At 36.0% G+C, this 22,076-nt stretch carries 19 protein-coding genes and 1 tRNA gene; 9 read left to right on the forward strand and 11 right to left on the reverse strand.

What is annotated here, in order from left to right; all coding sequences use genetic code 11:
- Positions 1-47 precede the first annotated feature (47 nt).
- The gene (locus HF196_RS01885; protein ID WP_168455572.1) at positions 48-3,440 is read right to left on the reverse strand and encodes a collagenase; all 3,393 of its coding nucleotides are present in this window, start codon (positions 3,438-3,440) and stop codon (positions 48-50) included.
- Positions 3,441-3,731: 291 nt separating this feature from the next.
- Positions 3,732-3,929, reverse strand: a complete 198-nt coding sequence (locus HF196_RS01890) for a hypothetical protein (protein ID WP_168455573.1) — start codon at positions 3,927-3,929, stop codon at positions 3,732-3,734.
- Positions 3,930-4,076: 147 nt separating this feature from the next.
- Here HF196_RS01890 and HF196_RS01895 point away from each other — a divergent pair, with 147 nt between their 5' ends.
- From HF196_RS01895 to HF196_RS01905, 3 genes are all read left to right on the forward strand, one after another.
- Positions 4,077-4,355 carry a hypothetical protein gene (locus HF196_RS01895; RefSeq protein ID WP_168455574.1) on the forward strand — a complete coding sequence of 93 codons (279 nt, stop codon included), beginning with the start codon at positions 4,077-4,079 and terminating at the stop codon, positions 4,353-4,355.
- Positions 4,318-4,467 (forward strand): hypothetical protein, encoded by a 150-nt coding sequence (locus HF196_RS01900; protein WP_168455575.1) that lies wholly within the window; start codon positions 4,318-4,320, stop codon positions 4,465-4,467. The genes HF196_RS01895 and HF196_RS01900 overlap by 38 nt, the downstream gene beginning before the upstream one ends.
- Positions 4,468-5,023: 556 nt before the next feature.
- Complete coding sequence (locus tag HF196_RS01905) at positions 5,024-6,196, forward strand: NADH-quinone oxidoreductase subunit D (protein ID WP_168455576.1); 1,173 nt, start codon at positions 5,024-5,026, stop codon at positions 6,194-6,196.
- 122 nt (positions 6,197-6,318) lie between these two features.
- Here HF196_RS01905 and virB9 read toward each other — a convergent pair whose 3' ends face one another.
- From virB9 to HF196_RS01925, 4 genes are all read right to left on the reverse strand, one after another.
- Positions 6,319-7,104, reverse strand: a complete 786-nt coding sequence (gene virB9, locus HF196_RS01910; protein WP_168456257.1) for a P-type conjugative transfer protein VirB9 — start codon at positions 7,102-7,104, stop codon at positions 6,319-6,321.
- A gap of 88 nt (positions 7,105-7,192) precedes the next feature.
- On the reverse strand, positions 7,193-8,038 hold the full coding sequence (locus HF196_RS01915) for an RluA family pseudouridine synthase (protein ID WP_246198617.1): 846 nt from the start codon (positions 8,036-8,038) through the stop codon (positions 7,193-7,195).
- Positions 8,039-8,134: 96 nt separating this feature from the next.
- Positions 8,135-9,970 (reverse strand): hypothetical protein, encoded by a 1,836-nt coding sequence (locus HF196_RS01920; protein ID WP_168455577.1) that lies wholly within the window; start codon positions 9,968-9,970, stop codon positions 8,135-8,137.
- A 61-nt stretch (positions 9,971-10,031) separates the two neighbouring features.
- The gene (locus HF196_RS01925; RefSeq protein WP_174855520.1) at positions 10,032-12,254 is read right to left on the reverse strand and encodes a ComEC/Rec2 family competence protein; all 2,223 of its coding nucleotides are present in this window, start codon (positions 12,252-12,254) and stop codon (positions 10,032-10,034) included.
- Between HF196_RS01925 and HF196_RS01930 the strand changes: the two genes are divergently transcribed.
- The 5 genes from HF196_RS01930 (at position 12,218) to HF196_RS01950 (ending at position 17,000) form a co-directional block, all read left to right on the forward strand.
- Positions 12,218-12,291, forward strand: a tRNA-Met gene (locus HF196_RS01930). The two genes, HF196_RS01925 and HF196_RS01930, sit on opposite strands and share 37 nt — an antisense overlap.
- 654 nt (positions 12,292-12,945) lie before the next feature.
- A complete protein-coding gene (locus HF196_RS01935; protein ID WP_168455578.1) occupies positions 12,946-13,224 on the forward strand; it encodes a YggT family protein in 279 nt (92 codons plus the stop codon).
- Positions 13,225-15,348: an FtsK/SpoIIIE family DNA translocase gene (locus HF196_RS01940; protein ID WP_168455579.1), complete on the forward strand. Its 2,124-nt coding sequence runs from the start codon at positions 13,225-13,227 to the stop codon at positions 15,346-15,348. It begins immediately after the preceding gene.
- A gap of 62 nt (positions 15,349-15,410) precedes the next feature.
- Positions 15,411-16,391 (forward strand): phospho-N-acetylmuramoyl-pentapeptide-transferase, encoded by a 981-nt coding sequence (mraY, locus tag HF196_RS01945; RefSeq protein WP_168455580.1) that lies wholly within the window; start codon positions 15,411-15,413, stop codon positions 16,389-16,391.
- A gap of 6 nt (positions 16,392-16,397) precedes the next feature.
- On the forward strand, positions 16,398-17,000 hold the full coding sequence (locus HF196_RS01950; RefSeq protein ID WP_168455581.1) for a ribonuclease HII: 603 nt from the start codon (positions 16,398-16,400) through the stop codon (positions 16,998-17,000).
- Positions 17,001-17,008: 8 nt separating this feature from the next.
- On the opposite strand, the gene HF196_RS01955 is transcribed toward HF196_RS01950, so the two are convergent.
- The 4 genes from HF196_RS01955 to trmD all read right to left on the reverse strand — a co-directional run bounded on the left by HF196_RS01955 (position 17,009) and on the right by trmD (position 20,243).
- Positions 17,009-17,815 carry a phosphoribosylformylglycinamidine synthase subunit PurQ gene (locus HF196_RS01955; protein ID WP_168455582.1) on the reverse strand — a complete coding sequence of 269 codons (807 nt, stop codon included), beginning with the start codon at positions 17,813-17,815 and terminating at the stop codon, positions 17,009-17,011.
- A gap of 3 nt (positions 17,816-17,818) precedes the next feature.
- Complete coding sequence (locus HF196_RS01960; protein ID WP_168455583.1) at positions 17,819-19,069, reverse strand: PstA family ABC transporter permease; 1,251 nt, start codon at positions 19,067-19,069, stop codon at positions 17,819-17,821.
- A 105-nt stretch (positions 19,070-19,174) separates the two neighbouring features.
- Positions 19,175-19,552, reverse strand: coding sequence for a 50S ribosomal protein L19 (gene rplS, locus HF196_RS01965; RefSeq protein ID WP_168455584.1), 378 nt, complete (start codon positions 19,550-19,552; stop codon positions 19,175-19,177).
- On the reverse strand, positions 19,536-20,243 hold the full coding sequence (gene trmD / locus HF196_RS01970) for a tRNA (guanosine(37)-N1)-methyltransferase TrmD (protein ID WP_168455585.1): 708 nt from the start codon (positions 20,241-20,243) through the stop codon (positions 19,536-19,538). The genes rplS and trmD overlap by 17 nt, the downstream gene beginning before the upstream one ends.
- 69 nt (positions 20,244-20,312) lie before the next feature.
- Here trmD and purC point away from each other — a divergent pair, with 69 nt between their 5' ends.
- Positions 20,313-21,035 carry a phosphoribosylaminoimidazolesuccinocarboxamide synthase gene (gene purC, locus HF196_RS01975; RefSeq protein ID WP_168455586.1) on the forward strand — a complete coding sequence of 241 codons (723 nt, stop codon included), beginning with the start codon at positions 20,313-20,315 and terminating at the stop codon, positions 21,033-21,035.
- Here purC and purM read toward each other — a convergent pair whose 3' ends face one another.
- Positions 21,036-22,073 (reverse strand): phosphoribosylformylglycinamidine cyclo-ligase, encoded by a 1,038-nt coding sequence (purM, locus tag HF196_RS01980; RefSeq protein ID WP_168455587.1) that lies wholly within the window; start codon positions 22,071-22,073, stop codon positions 21,036-21,038.
- Positions 22,074-22,076: the final 3 nt, after the last annotated feature.

Below are 22,076 nucleotides of genomic sequence, written 5' to 3' on the forward strand. Positions count from 1 at the left end.
ACACACACGAGGAGTTGCTGCGTTTAGACAACGACTCCTTATGTTTATTAACCCACGTTGAACAAGTTATGATCGTGATAAGCGTAATCGTTTGCAGAGTTAAATATTTCTCCTAAACCATTCTCTAGATAAACATTATATTCATTATGTTGATCCGAAAATAGAGTGCTATCTTGCGTTTCTAAACTGATACCGCTCGTATCTGACAGCAACTCATAGTTTAAGTTATCTATTTTTGTAATGCTACTTATTACCTTGCCTTCCTTATTAGATATAGCCAAATCATAATGATCGCCATCTTTCATTATCTTGATGGATACCTTATCTTCAGGTAATACTATAAGCTTCTTCGCGTCACTATCGTGAATTACGAATTTGCCATCTTTAAAGTAATACTTATCTTCCGGCAAAGCACCTATCTTATATCCAGATTCAGCCAATTTGTGCCAAAACTTTAACACAGATTGCTTTTCTGCTCCCTCAGCTCTATCATACAAGGCTTTCATATCACTATAATCTATAGTGACATTTGCCTTATGTTTTCCTTCTGAATCTCGATCATAGTTCTTTTCTATTTTCAAGATTGTGTCTTTCAACACCACTTGTTCTTGCTCTTCTTCTACAGAAGTTGATTTCTTTTGTCTTGTTAAACCTTGTGGTGAAGTTGACTGATCAGGCTGCATATCACTTTCTCTGCTAATGCCCAATCCAGCTTGTACTCCAACAGGTCGCTCAATGTCATTACTAGGACTCGTATTCGATACCTCAACTCCTGGTTGAGTATTACTCGCTTGTGAACCTTCATTTTGGTGCCCTTTTGTAAATATTCTCTGATAGTCAGTGTAACCTCTATTAGTGTCACCGATATCGCCACTACCTTGACCAAAAGTTATTCTTCTACTTCCATCTCCCATATCCTCAATTTCAACTTGAGGAGAAACAGACACTAGGAAGTCGTTATAACTGTAGTTGTAGTCAGCAGAAAAGAACATTTTTCCTTGGAAGTTATGGAAGTTATTAGATAACATTCCAATTTCTTCATCACCATCAAACAGTTTTACCTTAGTGAAATATGTTTGACCGTTTATTCTAACTATTTCACCGTTGGAGTTTCTCTGTATGTGATAATCATCCGGATCGTGTTTTACAGCAAAAAGTTTACCAATGGGATATTTATCAAAATTTATAAGACCTATATTGACATGCTTATGAGAATAATCCCTCTTTTCATATTCATGTGCAAATATTGGATCTATATACTTGTATTCATCTGGTATACCGTTATATTCGTTACCATCAGCATCAGTTGGAACTAATTTATATTTTCCATCTTTTTGTACTAACTTTAGATGAGTAATACTTTTTGGTAGTTGAAACCTTACGTTTGCTCCATGGTCATGAATAAATAGGTCGCCTTTCTCACTAATGTAAAAACCCATGTTTCTGAATTCATATAAGCGCTCTCCTCCTTGTTTTATGACAGCTTCATGTACATCATCATCCGTTCTGTCAGTTCCCTTATCATCCAATAATCTTCCTTTTTCTACAATAACTCCATTTTCTCTTTGCTCATGAGGATATTGGGCATGCTCTGAATCCTTATGATTCAAAATTCTAGTACCTTTAAGAAGTAGAGGATCTAAGTCTTTTTGGATATGTCCAACACTAGGATGCAACAACTCATTTTCGTGTAAATGTGCTTCATCGAAGTATTCATCACGTTCAACCATTCTGCCATCTATCAGAGAAGCTTTATAATGACCATTTTCTTTTGTAATTGCCATATAAGCACCACCTTCATATTGAGTATTCAGGTTGTGTAATATATCCTCAAAAATAAAAGTTTCTTTAATTTGACCCTCAACTTGCTTAAAGAAGCCTGACTCGCTTGATAACTCTCCAAGTTTTGTATTTCCATCATATATAGACAGTGCACCCATATCCCCTTTACCGAGAGCTTTTATAGAGAGAATCTTACCTTCTTGTAGATCAATATGGTCACCTCTGACTAAGTTTGGATTGATATTGATCATCTCTTCTAACATTTTTTCTATATCGATGTTCTTAGTCGCTTTTACTTGTTCTAGGCCAGTATTTATGGTTTTATCAAGTAAGGCATTTTCTAATTTCTGATATTTAGAAGGAATTGAATGATATTTTTCTAAATACTCTTCGTAAGAAATCTTTCCTTCACCAAGCTCTCTATCTATTTTAGAGTATTCCTTTTGCCTCTCCTGATCCAGATTTTTTAATGCATTATCATAAGCCTTCTTCAAATTCTCATCATACTTTGATAGTATCCTGAAAGCTTGCATTTTATACTCTAAACTGTTTCGATATTCATTACCATATTGATCAGAGTAAGTGAGTTTGGTTTGCCCATCAGGAGTTTTTATTACCTTTAAAAAGTGATATTCCTTTGATATATCGAGACTATCATTTGTTGCCCTGTTAACAGCACGAGCAATATCATAAAATGCAACATGTTCTACAGGAGAGAAACTTCCAACATTTTCTCCATTCATTGTTTTTATATCTGCTCTATAGTATGATACGTTTTTTATTTCTCCACCTACTATTTCTTGACCAGTTGCTATAGACTCTCCTTTTGTGACTTGTAAAGCATTGATGTCCTGCATTGCAACATCTGTGCTATTTTCAGCAAGCCAGCCTTTAAAGGCATCGTTATGCTGTTGTATTTCTTCCAAAAGTTGTTTTGATCTACTGCTATCACCGGCACGTATAGCGCTTAAGTAATCACTTAGCAAGTTTGGATGATTTGTTTGTAAATACATTATCAACGCATGACCAGTTTTGTAAACCAGGCTATTTGCTTCACTATTTTCTGAATATTCCAAATTTAAAATTCTACTTAAATCTAAATTTGTAGCTTCAGTTTTATCAATGCTCGATCCTTGGGCATTGAACTTATGGTCTGAGTGGTGTTCAAAGTAATCTGCAATTCCCTCCATTAATACTGTAGGTAAGCGGTTACCTCCCGTCGCTAAGTGAGTCAAACCATGTGCAAATTCATGCTGAAGGTTATGAACACCGCCTTGTTGATAGACGTACATCTCAGCAACAATACCAGCTTCCCCTATATAGTAAGTTTTACCACCTTCATCTCCAAGATAAGAACCGAAACGTTCGCTTCCGCCAAGGTGAGTGTAATCAGCTTTATCATCGAACACATAAAACTTAAATGTTTGTTCCGAACTGCCACGTTCTAATCCGAATGCATTTTTAAAATTAGTAGCTGTTTCTCTTATTTCGCTTTCAATGTTAGCAAGTTTACTTGCTTTTAAATCATGAGAATAAACCTCTACTTTAATGTTTAGCTCTTTTATTTCTATAATATATGGCGAGTTAAATCCCTTACCGCCATTGTTGAAATATTCTTCTTTAGTTATACCTTTATTTACTTGTCGATTGATTGTCATAACTTTAACCTCTAATTTATTAATCTTTCAATATCAAGCATAAAGTAATTTCTCTAAAGAAAGCGTAAATTTCCATATTAGTATAATTTACGTCTTAGCAAAAAAATATAAATAATTAATTTGATGTGTAAGATTATATAGTGTAGCTGAAGTCCTATGATAGTGTCATTTCAGCACCCCTGTCATTCCAGCACATGGTGTACAACAACTGCACGAACATTACAATCACAGGTAATTTGCTGGTGTCATTCCTGTAGCCTTACGATGTCATTCGAGTAGCTCCTTTTCTTGTCATCCCAGTGCCCTGACACTGGGATCCAGATTGCCAAAATGGTGCATTATAAAATCTCTAAATTCCAGCGTCACGCGCTGGAACGACAGGATTGTGCGCGTCACCCGTATGACGTTATCCCAGTGTGTCTTTTTGCCATCCGAGTAGTCTAATGATGTCATCCCAGTACTTGATACTGGGATCCATTCTTTTTTCACTGGATTCCAGCGTCACGCACTGGAATGACACCCTTCGATGAACATAAGAAACCTCTTATTTTCGATTCTGTATAAAAATGAAAATAAGGCTTACCTTATTTGCGTGGATGAACATAAGAGACCTCTTATTTTCGATTTTGCGTAAAAATGAAAATAAGGCTGGATTCCAGCGTCACGCGCTGGAATGACACCTTCAGAAAGTGGACCAGCGCTGGAATGACAAGGTTGTGGATGTCATCCCAGTGCTCCGACACTGGGATCCAAGCTTCCATAATAATCAAGATGTTGTGTTTCAAATTAAAATTAGCTACTTTCTATGTTCACAAGATTAGTTTAGCAAGCAAACTCTACTGGATTCCAGTGTCAAGCACTGGAGTGACACCATTTGATGAAAATAAGAAATCTCTTATTTTCGATTCTATATAAAAATGAAAATAAGGCTTATCTATTTGCGTGGATAAACATAAGAAACCTCTTATTTTCGATTTTGCGTAAAAATGAAAATAAGGCTGGATCCCAGCGTCACGCGCCGGAATGACAGAGTTTAAGAAATTTACTAAATGAGAAAAAAGGCAAAAGAAGACCCGTTGGTGGCTAATTATTTATATTAACTTTATAAACTGGCGTTTTTTTATTCTAAACGTCTAATCTCGCTGCTTTTAAACCGCAACTGATCTAAATTTAAACGTTAAGAAATTTACTAAGCAGAAAAAAGGCAAAAGAAACCCTGTTAGCTAGTTATTCACTATCTATCTTTTAATCGGCGTTTTTTACTGTTTTAAACGCTTTAACAAGCGCATTTTAGCTTATATAGGTAAAAACCTTGAAAGTTTATTAAAGACATAAGTGCACATAGTGCAAAAAATTAAACATGAGACGCCAAATACATTGAGTTTTTTGTCATTTTATCTGCACAGACTGAAGATAAATAAATAGCTTCAGCCGTATGATAAGTAGACTTTTTGGAAACGTCAAGTGGTTTTTTGTTTCTGATTGCTGTGATGTTTAATGCGTTGTTGGTTCGTTGTTTGAGAAGTTTATTGACTTTCAACACGCTTTGGTCTATACAACTTTAATACCTTAAACTACCGGACATGCCTGACTTAAAGACAATGATGTTAAATTTTGGCCCCCAACACCCGGCTGCACATGGGGTGTTGCGTCTTGTATTGGAGATGGATGGTGAAGTAATCGAAAGGGCTGATCCTCATATTGGGCTTCTGCACCGTGGTACTGAAAAATTAATAGAGCATAAAACGTATCTTCAAGCCTTGCCTTATTTTGATCGCCTTGACTACGTATCACCAATGTCACAAGAGCATGCATATTCGCTATGTGTAGAGAAGTTGTTGCAATGCGAAGTGCCGATAAGGGCAAAATATTTGCGTGTTCTGTTCTGTGAATTAACAAGAATACTCAACCATCTACTCAATATCTCCTCTCAAGCACTTGATGTTGGGGCAATGACTCCTCTTTTATGGCTTTTTGAAGAAAGGGAAAAAATACTGGAATTTTATGAAAGGGCTTCAGGAGCAAGGTTTCACGCGGCTTACATCAGACCAGGTGGGGTCGCAGCAGATGTTCCAGAAGGTTTAATTGAAGATATTGCAAAGTTTATAGAGCAGTTTCCAAAATATATAGACGATGTTGACGAGCTTTTGACAGAAAATAGAATCTGGAAACAACGTACTGTAGAAATCAGTGAAATATCAATTAAACAGGCTCTTGATTGGGGTTTTAGTGGTCCAATGTTGCGTGCTGCTGGGCTTGCTTGGGATTTGCGAAAGAGCCAGCCATATGAAATATATGACCAACTAGATTTTGATATACCGATCGGTCAAAATGGTGATTGTTATGACCGTTATTTAGTGAGAATGGAAGAGATTAGGCAGTCCATCAATTTGGTAAAGCAGTGTATAGAAAAAGTGCCTAAAGGGCCAATAAAAACTGAAGACAGGAAGATTTCTCCACCGCCAAGAACAGAGATGAAAAGGTCTATGGAGGCCCTAATTCACCATTTTAAGCTTTATTCAGAAGGATATCATGTGCCGAAAGGCGAGGCGTATGCTGCAGTTGAGGCACCGAAAGGTGAGTTTGGTGTATATATAGTTTCAGATGGTACCAATAGGCCCTACAGATGCCGAATAAGAGCACCTGGCTTTCCACATTTGCAAGCCTTAGATTTTATGGCAAAAGGACATATGCTTGCTGACATCGCAGCAATTATTGGCTCACTCGATATAGTTTTTGGTGAAATTGATAGATAACTTTTCAGTTATAGCCAACTGCAAATAGGGCTAATCTTTTGATCATTATGGCTGGGATTGTTTTTTACCACTTTTCATCTGAACAGATAAAAACCTTATACCTGCACATGTACTTGCTTTTATCACTTACCCTTTTTAAAAGGCATGTTTTCATTAAACAAGCAAACTGTACTTGATCCGTTTCTTAAAGTAAACACAGAGCCAACTTTTTCGATGATAAGATAATCATCAACTGTACGGAAATTTATTAGAGATTCATACCCTGCAGAATCAACCATAAAGACCGCTGGAAAGTTAGAATTTTCCTTATTAAATTGTAAGTATGTAAATTTTCCGTCATCAAAGACTTTGGTAGGTATAATTGACTCGCTGCCCTTAATATGTGAAATAGAGTAATTAAAATTTAGACCTTTCTTTGCAACCTCAAGATCGTTTATATCAGGAATAGTGGTGGGGCTGTTTTGTGCAAGAATGTCACCGTTATCGGTTGCGTAGATTTCGTCGCTGTTAAACAGAGGATAAAGAAACCTTACTTCGTATGCTAACCTTGGGTCATCCAGTCCAGTTGCTTCCTCAGCATGAAGTTCAAAGTAATAAACTCTTTTATTAGTAATTATAGTTGCATTAGTGTCAGCAATATCATCTATAGGCTTGATAAATAACCTGTTGCCTTGGGGAGTAAGCTGCCAGCCAGTTGGATCACCCATTGAAAGGTTTTGTATTACTTCACCTGGCTCAAACAATATGCTCGATTGATAACCATAAAAGCCTGTATATTTATGTATAGCTTGTGGATTATAATTTATTACTTTTATGTGACTGTCTGCAGCTATTGAACGTGGTTCCTGCTTCGCAAATGCCTCGCCACCATAAAAAAACAATAGCACAGCAAACAATAAGCTAATCATAACATCAAAATTATACACCAACCATTATTTTATCATTGAGAAGCATTAACTGCAACTGCTAAGGCATCCGCTCTATTCTTAAATAATTCTATATTTCTTCAAACTCATCAATTAAAGTTCTCACGTCTTGCGGTAAATCAGAACGAAATTCCATATATTCCTTACTCTTTGGGTGATATAATCCTAGTTTATAGGCATGTAATGCTTGTCTATTAAAGGTACAAATAAAATCAGAATGTTTAGCATATTTTGCACTTTTGCTACTATTTTTTCCGTAAACCTGATCACCAATAATAGAATGTCCTATGTAACTCATGTGTACTCGAATTTGATGTGTTCTACCTGTATCTAAAGTACATTTGACTAAGCTCGCTTGCCCTATAATTTTTTGCACCAAATAATGGGTAATTGCTCTTTTTCCTGTGGTTTTCGTTACACACATCACTTCTTTATTGCTACGTTTGGGGGCAATATTAGTTTTTATTGTTCCTTGCGGATTAGATAATGTTCCCCAGACTACTGCTAGATATTCTCGTCTTATTTTACGATTTGATAGTAATTCAGACAAAAAACTATGGGATTCCTCATTTTTTGCAATTACCATTAGTCCGCTGGTGTCTTTATCAAGCCTATGAACAATTCCTGGTCTTACGTGGGTATATGGAATTTTACCGAGGTGAGCGACAACTGCATTTAGGAGCGTATCATTGTTTGTTCCAGCACCTGGGTGCACTGTTAATCCACTTTGTTTATTGAGAACTATAATATCCTCATCTTCGTAGATGATATCGAGTTTTATGTTGTGATTAGGCTCAATTGATGTGGATTCGTTATTAGAAGTAAGATGCACCACATATTTCTCACCTGATTTTACTATGTAATCGTTATTAGTTATAGGCACACCAAGTAATTCCACCTGCCCATTCTGTATCAATCTTTGCGCTTTGCTGCGTGATATGTTGCACTCTTCAGCTATGTAGGTGTCTAACCTTCTCACCACTGTTGATATGCAAGGTTATATCTATAGTAACTACCCTACACAAGCTGCTCCAAATGCTGCTTGAATATCTGGATCTATGAAATCAACTTCTGTACTAGGAAGGTCACCTTGTTTTTCAATATAGCAAATTGTCCGAGAACCATCTTTCCAGTGGATTATTATCTTGTTGTCAAGATTCCGCAACGTTGCCTTTTCTCCCAGTTTAATGGACTCTAATACGTAATATAAAAATTCACTTGGTTTGCCGTTGATTTCTTTTTTCCACTCCTTTATTTCTTTTTGTTTAGGGCGCGCTTCCTTAAGGTTTTTTATTTTTTCTCGCTTCTCTTCCATCCTTTCTTCTTTTTCTAGCCGTGCTAGTTCTTCATCCAATATTTCTTCTTCATCTCGTTGTGAGCCATTAGAGGTGGGGCTGCTAGTTTCAGAACTGACGCCACTATCAAGTTCTTTTGGTTGAGCTTGTTTGTTTTTTGCCTCCTCTAAAGATTTCTTTAATTCTTGTATTTCCTTTTCTAGATCACATAACCTTTCTAGAAGTTGATTATAACCTCCGTCAACATCCCGAGAATTCTCATTATCACCTTCTGCCTGATTATTGCCACTTTCATGTTCATTTTGATCAGATTGCGTTGTATCAAAATAGGGTATACCAAATTTCCCAAGTTTTAAGCTTTTTACCTTATTTTTCACTGTCTCCATAGTATCATTAAAAGTTTTAATAGCACTTTGCAGCTTAGAAAAAGTACCTTTAATATCTAGTGAATTTGCTTTCTTTGTCAATTCTTTAGTGTCGTTTAAAACTTTTGAAATTTCTGCATGTAGCCAATCTAAATCTTTTTTGATATCCTCTCTAATCTCTTTGAGATGATTAAGAGCTTCTTGAATCTTTTCATTTGAAGGGTCTAAAAGGTCTTTCTTAAACAACTTATTAGCTTCAGTTAGTTGTTTATCTAGTATTCTACAAACATCATTTTTAAAACCAGTTAAAAACCTTTCAAATAATCTTAACGCTTGTGATTGTAAATCATTCTCCTCCTTACTCTCAAATTTATTTTCCATTACCGATATAACACCACCTTTTCTCCATGGAAGTAGAATATCTGCACTATTGAATTTTTTAACGATATTACATGCATTATTCACTTCATTATTCTTCAAATTTTTAATTAATGTTATGAGTGCACTAACAACAGTGATAGCGACCACTGCTGCAATGAAAGTCCATTCTTTCCAACTTCGGATATGGACAAAGCCAAATTTTGCCAATGCACCGGCTATAATTAGACTACTCAGTACATATGGTGCAGTGAGCAGAATAATTTTATTTCTGTTCTCTTGTCTTTTGTTTTCCAATGTTTCTCCCTGTTTTTCGGCAATTGGTAAAACTATAGAAAAATTTTCTTTTTTGTTGCCTATAAGGCTCGTGTCTGGAACAATTTCTATTACTGATGCATTCTGAGCAATCTCATTTATTCCATCACTTTCTCCACCTCTGATCTTTATATCTATTGAGCTATCACCATTTTTTGATTTCTCATCTTTTATTTCTTGCGTGTGTATATACTTTATAACAAGAGAGGTTAATAAAATTGTTCCAAGAATAACAGAAGCAAGAGCGTAAGCTGGCATTAATTGCGAATTAAAAATGTCCGTAATATAACTCAGATTATTATGGGTTATCATTACTGCTGCAACATACGCCAAAGAAAACTGAATCCAAGTACTTACAGCAACTGTGGGTAGCGTGTTATTTACAGAATATTTCTTTGTTGCACGCCATGCTTTAGGGAAAAAGCCAATAGCATCATTTATATTACCCACACTGTGAGTTACATTAATACCTGAGAGTGGAGCACCTGAGTTCATAAACTTCCTTATATCTTAACTAAATTAATTATATATTAATAACACTTTAAAAGCAAGCTTTTTAACTTAAAGTCGCATGCCAAGGCCTGTTGGAGCGCACTTTACTAATCTTTATGTCACTATTTGTTAACCAAACAGAATATGTGCCATACGTTTTTAAATCGGCGTATTTGATAGTTTTAGTATTACAGGATGGATAGTCGAATTTGCTTAATTGAATTATTAAGTCAACTCTGTCACAACTTTCTACAACCCCTTCTTTTTTATAAGCTAGTAACACTGATTTGTTATTCCCTTTATTATATATGCATCCATAATCGCTACACTTTAGTTTTTTATTTGAATTATTGTATTTGGTATGATTCAAAACTTGATTCTGTCCGTTTTGCCTTGCCCACGTTTTGATAACAAAGTTTCTATTTTTTCTAGTGAGAGAATATAGTAAGTTGTCACTCTCCTTTATGGCAACATTATTAGTGCTGACTAGAATATCGGGAGTTCTATACATAGCACCGCAGAAAATGCCCAACGTGATAAAAAAAATTCCAAAGAAGCGCCAAGTTCTCTCCCACAAGCACAGCCACAACAATCCAAGTGTTATGATAATAATTGATGAAGCAGGAAAAGTGCGAATAGGAATAACCAAATACCGAAGACTGGCGATTGTATTTGTCATATACAAAACACCGTCAATTGGACGTTCTATAAATGGCACTATAATCCACTCAATGCCTAAAGGAATCAATAGAACATAGATTATTCCAAGTGGAATAATAATCAATGTTACTATCGGTATAGCAACTAAATTTGTGATAATGCTGCTGATTGAAAGATAGTTAAAATTGTATATTGTGTATGGAACAGTTGCTAGACTTGCTATCACTGAGCTGATCATTATCGACACAAAATACTTCATTATTTTTATTTTAAGCAGCTTATTAGCATTAATCTGATAACTGGCAACCAGTGCCAAAACGGCAGAAAATGACATTTGAAAGCCGGGCTTTAAAATCGCTTCTGGTTCTACTATAAGTATCATTGAAGCAGCAAACGCAATTGCTATTAATCCCCGATATTTCCTCTCTATTATTATTGCAACAAGTACCAAAATCACCATAATGTACGCACGCTGAGCGGAGATTTGCATACCGGTGACCAGCAGATAAAATGTGGTTGGCAAAATGGTGAAAAATGCAGATATTTTCTTGGTATTGTACTTAAGAGTTAAAGTTTCAGACATTGCAAATAAATTACGAAACACTATAAAAAACAGGCCAGCAACAAATGATAAGTGCAGACCAGATATAGCAAACAAATGTGCTATGCCTGAATCTCGTATTGCATCCATAGTTTTTTGGTCTATTCCGTCTTTTTTACCGATCAGTAATGCGGAGATTATGTCTGCATGTGGTTTTTTGATATTTTGCTGCAGGTTTTCATAAATATGTTGACGGAAAGACTCTATATACTCTTGAAATTTTCTTGCTTGAGCCTTTTTGTGTAAAGCTACTTTGCTCGTTGTAAAGCCTGTAGCACTTATTTTCTGGTAATATGCTATTCTTGCAAAATCATATGCATACTCTGAAGGTGCAATCTTTGGCGGAAAGAGCTTTGCTGAAAATTTTATTTGATCGCCTATTTCCACGCCTTCTTCCACTTTAGTTCTAACTGATATTCTTATGTTGTCTAAAGTAATGCGACCAGCGCATGACGCTGGAATTTGTGTATTTTTTTCTGGATTCACGTGTCTGGGCGCTGGGATAATAGGGGGGAGTTTTTCAACAGATAGCAGAAACTGTCTATATAAGCCCTTATTGCTAATATCCTTCACTGTGGCAACGATATTTTTTACATACCTCTCTTTATCAAGAATTTGAGTATCAACTAAAGCTGTTCTCAGCTTGCTGGCTGTAAATCCTATAAGCATTGCAATCAAGGCAATACATAATATTGCGTACCTTTTGTACAGTATTGCAATTAGAATTAGTATAGGTAAAAGCGAGAGAAAAATAGATGTGGTAAAAACACAGCTTGGTTCAGCACTTACAGAGAAATAAATTAAGATTCCCACACATTGAAAGACAGGAACCCATAGTATCAAATTGTGTTTTTCATTGTGCAGATTGTTGCGTATATAACTGGCTGTTATATCAAGAAGAGTCAATAAATACACAAAATGTACACAATAGTAGGATTTTATTCTTTTATTTCCTATTATTGTATATATAATAACTAAATAAACAACGACGCGGGGTGGAGCAGCTCGGTAGCTCGTCAGGCTCATAACCTGAAGGTCGTAGGTTCAAATCCTACCCCCGCAACTTGATCCGGCCGTCATCCAATAGAAACAAAAAAACTACTTGACAAACTCCTCTAACCCCCTTATAATGAGACTGAAGCTATTATTTATCTTCAGTCTGTGCAGATTAAATGAGAAAAAAACTTAGCATATTTGGCGTCTCATGTTTAATTTTTCGCACTATGTGCACTGTATGTCTTTTTAAAACTTCTGGTTTTTTACCTATACAAGCTGAAACGCGCTTATAAGTCGTTTAAGACATCAAAAACGCCAATATCATAAGATAGATAGTGAATAACTAGCTACTCGGGGTTTCTTTTGCTTTTTTTCTGCTTAGTGAGTTTCTTAAACGTTTATGGCTAAGGTTAAGCTGCATTAAAAAGCAGCTAAGTCGCACTTATTAAGCGTTTAGGATAAAAAAACGCCAACATTTCGACACAAAAGTAAATAACTAGCCACCACGGGGTTTCTTTTGCTTTTTTTCTTCATTTGGTAAATTTCTTAAATATTTATAGCTAAAGCAATTTAAAAGACCAAAAATGCAATAGCTGACCCTGGAGTGGCTTTACTAGCTATGACGGATTGAAGACAAAAGCAAAATCTGGATTTAGAAAGGTGATTGATTTAAGATTTCTAAATACTTATCTTTTATATAATTTTCATGTAATAGATGTCCATGCATCCAATCATATACCTACTCAGCCTGCTACTTAATCTTTACAGCTTCGTTCTCATATGTTGGGTTGTACTGGACTGGCTGATTAAGCTTAATGTAGTCAACGCGTATAATGAGACTGTGAGTAACATAATGCACACCTTAAACCGGCTCACTTATCCACCACTGAAGGTTATCAGAAGGTATATAAGACCGTTCAATGGATTAGATTTGTCTGTAATGATATTGATAATAGCAATACACTTTGTAAAATATACAATTACTTACTACTTTAAGTAGATGTTAAAAAAATATCTAAAGTCAGCGATATACTTATCACTCTTAGTGTATACATGTGTATCAGTTTTCAGCTACAATTATAAAGACCCATCTTTAAATACAGTTACAAATGAAGACGCAACAAATTTGGGTGGAATAGTAGGTTCATACTTAGCTGATATATTAGTTCAATTTCTTGGACTTACTAGCATTACAGTAACTACAACTGCAGTTTATTTTCTGATCTTCAATCCATCAAAAAAGTTGCTGAAAATTTTCTATTTAACATTAATCAATTTAGCAATATGTGCTATATTACCGCAGTTTTCGCTTGGCATTACTGCAAGGTATATGCACAGTGGAATAGTGGGAAATACTCTAATTGATCACTGTCCATTTTACATATTCGCAATAGCAGCGTTGGTAGGTACTGTAGGATTGATTGGTTGGAAGAGAACAATTTACTCTCTATTCTTCTTATGTAAAAAAACAACTTGCCTTTTTGCAAAAGCTCTGCTTTTTAGGCCACGTAAAACCGCTGAATATTCGATTGCACCGTTAACAGTAGAGGAAAGCCATAAGGCTCAAATCACTACCAGCAAGCAACCAAAAGAAAGACAGAAAAAAGTTACTGGAGAGACTTTTAAACCTTCTAGTGGGTTTGAGTTTCCAAGTATTCATTTACTTTCTAAGGCGGAAGAGTCTTTGCAGAGAAAACAGCTGAATGAAATAGAAAGCAATAAGAATTTATCTCTGCTGGAGCAAGTCTTAAGTGATTTTGGCGTACAAGGAAAGATTATCAGTGTATGTTATGGACCAGTTGTGACTTTATACAAGCTTGAACCACAAGCTGGCACAAAATCTGCAAGGGTAATTGGCCTTGCGGATGATATAGCACGGTCAATGAGTGCGCTCTCTGCGCGCATTTCAATAATTCGTGGGCAAAATGCTATGGGAATAGAACTGCCAAACAAGGAAAGAGAAATTGTTATGTTGCGTGATTTACTCGAATCACCAGAATACCAAAATGCAAATTTGAATCTTCCAATTGCGCTCGGTAAAGAGATAAGCGGAAAACCAGTAATTGCTGATTTGGCTAAAATGCCGCACTTGCTCGTTGCTGGAACCACAGGGTCAGGTAAATCAGTTGCAATTAATACTATGATTCTTTCACTCGTTTATCGGTTAAGTCCTGATGAATGTAAGATGATAATGATTGACCCAAAAATGCTTGAGCTTTCGATATATGATGCAATACCACATTTAATAACACCAGTAGTAACAGAGCCAAAAAAAGCTGTTATTGCTCTTAAATGGATAGTAAAAGAGATGGAAAACCGCTATCGCATGATGTCATATTTAAACGTGCGTAATGTAATAAACTATAACCAAAGAATTACAGAAGCGATGAATAATGGAATAGAGTTGGAACGTGTTGTGCAAATCGGCTTCAACTCAACAACAGGTAAACCTTTATTTGAAAAACTGCCAATCAAAATGGAGACATTTCCGTATATTGTAGTGATTGTGGATGAAATGGCGGATTTAATGCTTGTTGCCGGAAAGGAGATAGAGTGCTCTATTCAGCGTTTAGCTCAAATGGCTCGTGCTGCAGGAATACATATCATAATGGCAACGCAACGTCCATCTGTAGATATCATAACAGGCGTGATAAAAGCAAACTTTCCAACGAGAATCAGTTTTGCTGTTACCTCTAAAATAGATAGCCGTACAATACTTGGTGAACAAGGAGCTGAACAGTTGCTCGGTATGGGTGACATGCTCTATATGGCCTCTGGTGGTAAGATTATTCGAGTTCATGGCCCATTTGTAAGTGATGATGAGGTGCAAAATATAGTTAATCACCTAAAAGCACAAGGTGAACCACACTATATGGAGGAAATTACCAAAGAAGATGAGAATTCTTCTGTGGAATCAGAAGGTGAAACAGAGGATGAAGAGAACGACCTATACAAGCAAGCAGTGGCTATCATTCAAAGGGATCAAAAGGTTTCAACCAGTTACATTCAACGACAACTGAGAATAGGCTATAACAGAGCTGCAAACATTGTTGAAAGAATGGAAAAAGAAGGTATTGTCAGCGCTCCAAATCACTCAGGAAAAAGAGAGATATTGGTAGAATGACTACAAATTCACCTGTGCTATGATATCTACAAGCAATTGATATAATACTTAATTTAAATAAGATGTACTTACCTGCAAAAATATTTTTCACCTCATTCATTTTTGGGTTTGTTCTTCATCCTTATTTTATAAAGCTTCTAAAAAGAATCAGCAAAGGTGGACAGCCAATCAGATTATGTGGACCGAAAAGTCATTTGATCACCAAAAGAAGCACCCCTACTATGGGCGGGGTGATAATACTGTTTTCCACTTTATTGCCAGTTTTACTTTGGGCTCAGTTAACACCAGAGATCCTATTGCTGGTATTTGTAACTTTGTTTTTTGCTCTGATTGGATTTATTGACGACTATTTAAAATTAAAAGCAAATAACCATCGAGGTTTAAGTGCAAAAACTAAGATACTTGTCCAATTTATAGTCATCCTGGTTGTTATGTCTATATTCAAGCCATATTTTTCTGAAGGTTTTACAAAAACGTTTCTATTGAGAGAAGTAGTGATCGACTTTGGCTGCCTATATGTGCCGTTTGCTGCATTTGTGATTGTCGGCTCTTCCAATGCTGTGAATCTCACAGATGGCCTCGATGGCCTTGCTGCAACCCAAGCTATCACTTCTTTTGTTTCTTTGGGATTAATTGCATATATGGCTAAAGCAGACTTGGGAATCATTTTATTCTGCATCGCATTTGTAGGAGCAATTTTAAGTTTCTTGTGGTTTAATACACATCCGGCAAAAGTATTTATGGGTGACGTTGGCAGCTTATCAGTTGGCGCAGCCTTAGGATTAATTAGCGTTCTAATTAAAAGGGAAGTACTTTTTGCCTTTATTGGAGCAATCTTTGTGATGGAGACTTTGTCTGTCATTATTCAGGTATCGTACTTTAAATATACGAAGTTTAAATGTGGCAAGGGCAGCAGGATTTTTCTCATGACACCAATACATCACCATTTTGAAAAAAAGGGATGGTCAGAAAATGAAATAGTTGTAAAATTTTGGATAATTGCTATTACTTGTTCGATCTTCACTTTAGCTTTCTTATTATAGAAACCTATGAAATACCCAGATTTTACACTAGAAAATGAGTTGTCAGGAGTGATAGCAGGAGTAGATGAGGTTGGAAGGGGCCCGCTAGCTGGTCCAGTGATGTCTGCAGCAGTAGTATTTACTGATAGAAATATGATCATTGAAGGCATTAACGACTCAAAAAAATTGACTGCCAAAAGCAGGCAAATTTTATATGAAAAAATAACGTCTGTTGCAAAATTTGGTATAGGGATAGCAAGTGTAGAGGAAATAAATTCATACAATATTTTGCAGGCAACAAAGCTTTCAATGCAGCGTGCGTTGATGAACTTGGGTCTAGAACTAGATTATGTGCTAGTTGATGGTAATCAACCACCCAAAGTAAAATGGCAAGTAAAGCCCATAGTAAATGGCGATAGTTTGAGTGTATCAATCGCGGCAGCTTCAATTATTGCAAAAGTTACAAGGGATCAGTTAATGCAAGAGCTGCATAATCAACACCCGGAATATAATTGGCATAAAAATAAGGGATATGGAACAAAAGAGCACAGAGAAGCTATAAGCCTCTATGGCGTTACGGAACATCATAGAAAAAGCATGGCTGTTCAGGCAATGGCATCACTTACATAGTATCTTATCTACAACGCTTGCGCAAAATATCTCAGTGCATTTTCAAATATAAGCATCCCATCACCATACTTTGGCACAGCAGAATTTAAGCGCTTGTACTTCTCTTTTTCAAGTGGCCAGTTGTCTCGCTGAGTAAAAAATATTCCTCTCTCCGGGTGAGGCATCAAAGCTAGTACTCTGCCACTTTTATCTGATAAAGCTGCAAGATCGTACACAGATCCATTTGGATTGTAAGGAAACTGTAAGTTGGCATAGTCACCATCCTCATTAATGTAACGCAATGCAACAGAACCGCTCTCAATCAATTGATTCAAAGCATCCCGATTCATAAAGAACTTGCCTTCTCCATGAGCAACAGGAAGATACAATTCATCTAGGCCGCGTAGCCAAACAGAACTACTATGTGGATTAACTTTAACTCTAATCCAACGACATTGATAATTACCTATATCATTACGTATTAAAGCTAGGTTAGAGAATTCTGGGATTAACTTTACCAATATTTGACAACCGTTACATATCCCTATAACAAGCTTATCCTGAAATAAAAAATCTTGAAGCTCGTTCAATAAGTTGTTCTTGATGCGTAGAGCAAAAGCGTTACCGGCACCAGTATCGTCTCCATAGGAAAAACCTCCTGGAATTGCAAGTATATCACTTGATTTCAGCTCACCTGGATTATGTATAACTTCATTAATGTGAACGATTTTTACCTTTACATTGCTGATACCAAGTTTTCTACTACACTCCATAAATGCAAATGCAGTCTCTTTTTCGCAGTTTAAACCATAGCCAGATAAAACAATAATTTTCATAAATTAAAAATTAAAAAACTCGAATTTCCTTTTCACAAAATTTGCCACTAAATTTAGAGCAAACAACATTATCAAGAGAGCTATAATCGCAATAGCAGCAAGTTCAATGAATGCAATTTCAGGGCTACTTGACCATATGTATATTTGCACAGGTAAAACAGTTGCTGGGTCAAAAAAAGATGTTGGTGTATCAGCTATAAATGCTACCATACCTATCATAAGTAGAGGAGAAGATTCACCTAAAACTCTTGCAACTGCAAGCATAGCACCGTGTATTATCCTTGGCAATGCAATCGGTAAAGAGTGGTCTAATATTACCTTGATGTGAGGTGCACCAATAGCAAAAGCTGCATCTTTTATTGTAATAGGAACGTTCGCAAAAGCATTTTTTGTTGCAATTATAATATTAGGCAGCATCATGAATGAGAGGGTCATTCCACCAACAAGCGGCGAAGAACGCGGTAGCCCAAATATACCAAGGTAGAGAGTTAAACCTACTACGCCGAATATTATTGAAGGTACTGCAGCAAGGTTATTTACGCTAACCTCTACAATGCTAGTTACTATACTACTTCTTGGCATAAACTCATGAAGACAGATACCAGACATAATTCCTATTGGTAATGCTAAAGCCATGCATACTATAATCGTCATTAACGAGCCAACAAATGCTCCTAAAATCCCTGCATTTTCAGGTTCACGGGAATCAGATTTAAGAAATAAAGACTTATTAAAGAATTTTTTCACTCTTCCCTTTTCTTTCAGCCAGTCGAGTAATTTAGCATAATGATCGTCAAAATACTTATTTTTGTTTATTGAATTGATTATACCTGAAGCAGTAAACCAGATTTCATATTTACCACTGTATTTTGCTTTCCTGTAAAAAAAATTCTCCAATTCCTTGTAAGAGTTACGACCTAAAATTTCATCAACATTTTTGAAATCAGTTCCTTCAAATATTTTATGTAGAGAATTATTGAGCAACTCAATAGATTTATATCTCAAATCACTAGGACTATCTGTTAAAGCAAAATCAGCGTTTATTTCAATTGGCAACAAAACTTTAGTTACCGTTAAAGCACTGTAAGAGTTAATTAATATACTTAGCAATATACATATAGGACAACCTAGCGAAATAACTAACGTTATAAGAGAACAGAAATACAGCGTTTTATTTCTTTTGTTTTTCTTTTTTATGCGAGCATGTACGCGTCTCGACTGAAGCAGCTTAAGGAATTTTGTTTTTATGTTCATTATGTAGCTAGCCTAAATGAGATTTTCTTGCTTATACTAAACATCAATACTTTTTTATCACCTCAACGCCTGACCCAGTGTTTATACTGAGATCTACACTGGCGTCTACTTAGATCTACTGTTTTTGTAAGTAGTACGTTCTTTTATTCTTGCAGCTTTTCCAAATAGCTTACATAAGTAGTATAATTTCGCTCTACGAACTTTTCCCTTTCTTGTCACTTGCACTGAAACTAACGCAGGAGAATAAACAAAAAACTGTGATACTATACTTTCTCCATGACTCACTTTCCTAACCGCAAAAGAAGAATGTAACCCACGATTTCTTTTTGATATACATACACCTTCAAATATTTGCATACGTTCGCTTGCACCTTCAACCACTTTAAAAGTGACCTTCAAATCATCACCAGGACGAAACTCTGGCAATTCTTTAGCTAACACTTGCATTTGCTGCTTATTGAACTTTTCAAGTAAACTTGTCATTTATATCTCCATCTAATAATTCAGGCCTACGCCTTTTTGTTAAAGCTTGAGACTGTTTCCGCCTCCAATCACTTATTTTTTTGTGATTACCAGACAACAGAATCTCAGGCACTTTATGTTCTCTCCACTGCTTAGGTTTAGTATATTGAGGGTACTCAAGCATACCACCACCATAACTAAAACTTTCTTCAGCAATACTATCAGAATTACTTACTACACCAGGAAGAAGCCTAACACATGCATCGAGAACTACCATTGCAGCCGGCTCGCCTCCTGAAAGTATATAATCTCCAATACTTAACTCATAAGGAGTATACTCATCAATCACTCTTTGGTCAATACCCTCAAATCGACCGCATAATATTGTGATATGAGGAAATTCTATCAATTCTTTTGCAACGCTTTGATTAAATCTCGTGCCAGATGGAGTCATATAAATAAATTTAGTATCCCTATGAGCAGAAAGTACACTATCAACTGCATCACCAATCACATCAGGGCGCATAATCATTCCTGCTCCACCTCCATATGGAGCATCATCTACTGTTGAATGTTTATCTTTAGCAAAAAAACGTATATTTATTACATCAAGGTCCCATATTTTCTTTTCTAACGCTTTTCCAGCAAGGGAATAGCTTAAAAATCCAGGAAACATCTCTGGAAATATAGTTAATATTGTAACATTGAACATCTTTGTAAATTTATAGTAAACTTAGGTAGTAAATTGATGTAATATCTACAATATATAGTTAAATCAAATATGCTGCCAGGCAAAATAATATATGAAGGTAAAGCGAAATCTATTATTGAAGCTAAAGATTCGTTAACTGTCATACAGCACTTTAAAGATGACGTAACAGCCTTTAATAAAGAAAAATATGAGGTTATTGAGGGTAAGGGAATAATCAACAACTTCATTAGCGCTTTTATCATGGAAAAGCTTGAAAAAGCAGGAATTGGCACACACTTTATAAAAACTCTGAATGAAAGAGAGCAGCTAGTTAAAAAACTAAAGATTATACCTCTTGAAATAGTAGTGAGAAATATTGCAGCCGGTAGTTTTTGCAAACGTTTTAATGTAAAAGAAGGCGAGAAGCTTATATCTCCTATAATCGAATTTTTCTATAAAGATGACAATCTGGCTGATCCAATGGTAAATGAAAACCACGTGCTATATTTTGGCTGGCTATCTCGTGAAGAAATGGAAGAGGTTAAAACTACAACCTTAAAAATCAACAAAGTTCTAGTTGACTTATTTTCAAATGCAGGTATAGATTTAGTCGACCTCAAATTAGAATTTGGCAGGCTAATGAGCGATAAAGCAAAGATCATCCTAGCTGATGAGATCAGCCCTGACAATTGCAGGTTATGGGATAACAGTACTCACAAAAAACTAGATAAAGATGTCTTCCGTCTAAGTTTAGGAAACCTAAAGGAAGCATATTTAGAAGTTGCAGAAAGATTGTCAGTAAAGTTAGTCTAACTAAGACGCTACTTCATCAAGCGGTGGTTTATATTTCTCATGAAGCTTTCCAATAATCTCAATTTTTTCTCCACGTTTTTGGAAATGATTTTTTACACTTTGCATATTCTCAGGATCTACGATCAATACCATACCAATACCGCAGTTAAATGTCCTTAACATTTCTCTCTTCTCCACTTTACCCTCTTTTATCAGCCACAAAAATATATCTGGCCATTCCCAAGAACCAATGTCTATGTCGGCAAATAAATCTTCTGGAAGAATCCGCGGAACATTATCCACTAAGCCACCACCTGTGATGTGTGCAATACCTTTTACCTTTGACATAATAGGTAATAAAGAATCAACGTATATTTTTGTTGGTTCAAGTAGCATCTCACCCCAGGTTTTATTATTCCACGGAGATAAGTCATTATAATTTATGCCTAAATCTTTAAAAATATGTCGCACCAAAGAAAACCCATTTGAGTGAATTCCGTTCGACTCTAAGCCAACTATACAGTCACCTTCCTTCATAGTGTTACATTTTGGAAGGATCTTACTTTTATTGACCACTCCAACCACAAATCCTGCAAGGTCATAGTGATTATTACTATACATTCCAGGCATTTCTGCGGTTTCTCCACCAACTAATGCTATATTGGCCTGTTTACATCCCTCTGCAATACCCTGCACTACAGACAATAGAACATCTTTACTCAAAGTACCTGTTGCGAAGTAATCGAGGAAAAATAAAGGTGTTGCTCCTTGCGCAAGCAAGTCATTCACACACATTGCAACTAGATCTATGCCTATAGTACCATGTTTGTTTACTTCTTGAGCTATCAACAGCTTTGTACCCACCCCATCAGTTGAAGAAACGAGTACTGGATGGTCATATTTTTTACTCAGCGCAGCGAAATCAAACAGCGCGGAAAATGAACCTTCTTCGCTAATAACCTCTTCCTTTTTTTTAGTTTTCCCAACTATAAGGTTGACCTCTTTTATTAGCTTATTATACAGCTTAAGGTCTACTCCTGATTTAGCATAAGTGCTCATAAT

This window comes from Wolbachia endosymbiont of Ctenocephalides felis wCfeJ (assembly GCF_012277315.1).
Classification (GTDB): domain Bacteria; phylum Pseudomonadota; class Alphaproteobacteria; order Rickettsiales; family Anaplasmataceae; genus Wolbachia.

What these genes read in the sequence shown, in the direction of transcription:
- HF196_RS01955 (WP_168455582.1), bottom strand. Translation starts at nt 17,815, where the DNA reads ATGAAAATTATTGTTTTATCTGGCTATGGTTTAAACTGCGAAAAAGAG.
- HF196_RS01900 (WP_168455575.1), top strand. Translation starts at nt 4,318, where the DNA reads ATGAAAATAAGAAATCTCTTATTTTCGATTCTATATAAAAATGAAAAT.
- HF196_RS01925 (WP_174855520.1), bottom strand. Translation starts at nt 12,254, where the DNA reads ATGAGCCTGACGAGCTACCGAGCTGCTCCACCCCGCGTCGTTGTTTAT.
- HF196_RS01950 (WP_168455581.1), top strand. Translation starts at nt 16,398, where the DNA reads ATGAAATACCCAGATTTTACACTAGAAAATGAGTTGTCAGGAGTGATA.
- HF196_RS01960 (WP_168455583.1), bottom strand. Translation starts at nt 19,069, where the DNA reads ATGAACATAAAAACAAAATTCCTTAAGCTGCTTCAGTCGAGACGCGTA.
- purC (WP_168455586.1), top strand. Translation starts at nt 20,313, where the DNA reads ATGCTGCCAGGCAAAATAATATATGAAGGTAAAGCGAAATCTATTATT.
- trmD (WP_168455585.1), bottom strand. Translation starts at nt 20,243, where the DNA reads ATGTTCAATGTTACAATATTAACTATATTTCCAGAGATGTTTCCTGGA.
- virB9 (WP_168456257.1), bottom strand. Translation starts at nt 7,104, where the DNA reads ATGATTAGCTTATTGTTTGCTGTGCTATTGTTTTTTTATGGTGGCGAG.
- mraY (WP_168455580.1), top strand. Translation starts at nt 15,411, where the DNA reads ATGTACTTACCTGCAAAAATATTTTTCACCTCATTCATTTTTGGGTTT.
- HF196_RS01885 (WP_168455572.1), bottom strand. Translation starts at nt 3,440, where the DNA reads ATGACAATCAATCGACAAGTAAATAAAGGTATAACTAAAGAAGAATAT.
- HF196_RS01935 (WP_168455578.1), top strand. Translation starts at nt 12,946, where the DNA reads ATGCATCCAATCATATACCTACTCAGCCTGCTACTTAATCTTTACAGC.
- HF196_RS01940 (WP_168455579.1), top strand. Translation starts at nt 13,225, where the DNA reads ATGTTAAAAAAATATCTAAAGTCAGCGATATACTTATCACTCTTAGTG.
- purM (WP_168455587.1), bottom strand. Translation starts at nt 22,073, where the DNA reads ATGAGCACTTATGCTAAATCAGGAGTAGACCTTAAGCTGTATAATAAG.
- rplS (WP_168455584.1), bottom strand. Translation starts at nt 19,552, where the DNA reads ATGACAAGTTTACTTGAAAAGTTCAATAAGCAGCAAATGCAAGTGTTA.
- HF196_RS01905 (WP_168455576.1), top strand. Translation starts at nt 5,024, where the DNA reads ATGCCTGACTTAAAGACAATGATGTTAAATTTTGGCCCCCAACACCCG.
- HF196_RS01895 (WP_168455574.1), top strand. Translation starts at nt 4,077, where the DNA reads ATGAAAATAAGGCTGGATTCCAGCGTCACGCGCTGGAATGACACCTTC.
- HF196_RS01920 (WP_168455577.1), bottom strand. Translation starts at nt 9,970, where the DNA reads ATGAACTCAGGTGCTCCACTCTCAGGTATTAATGTAACTCACAGTGTG.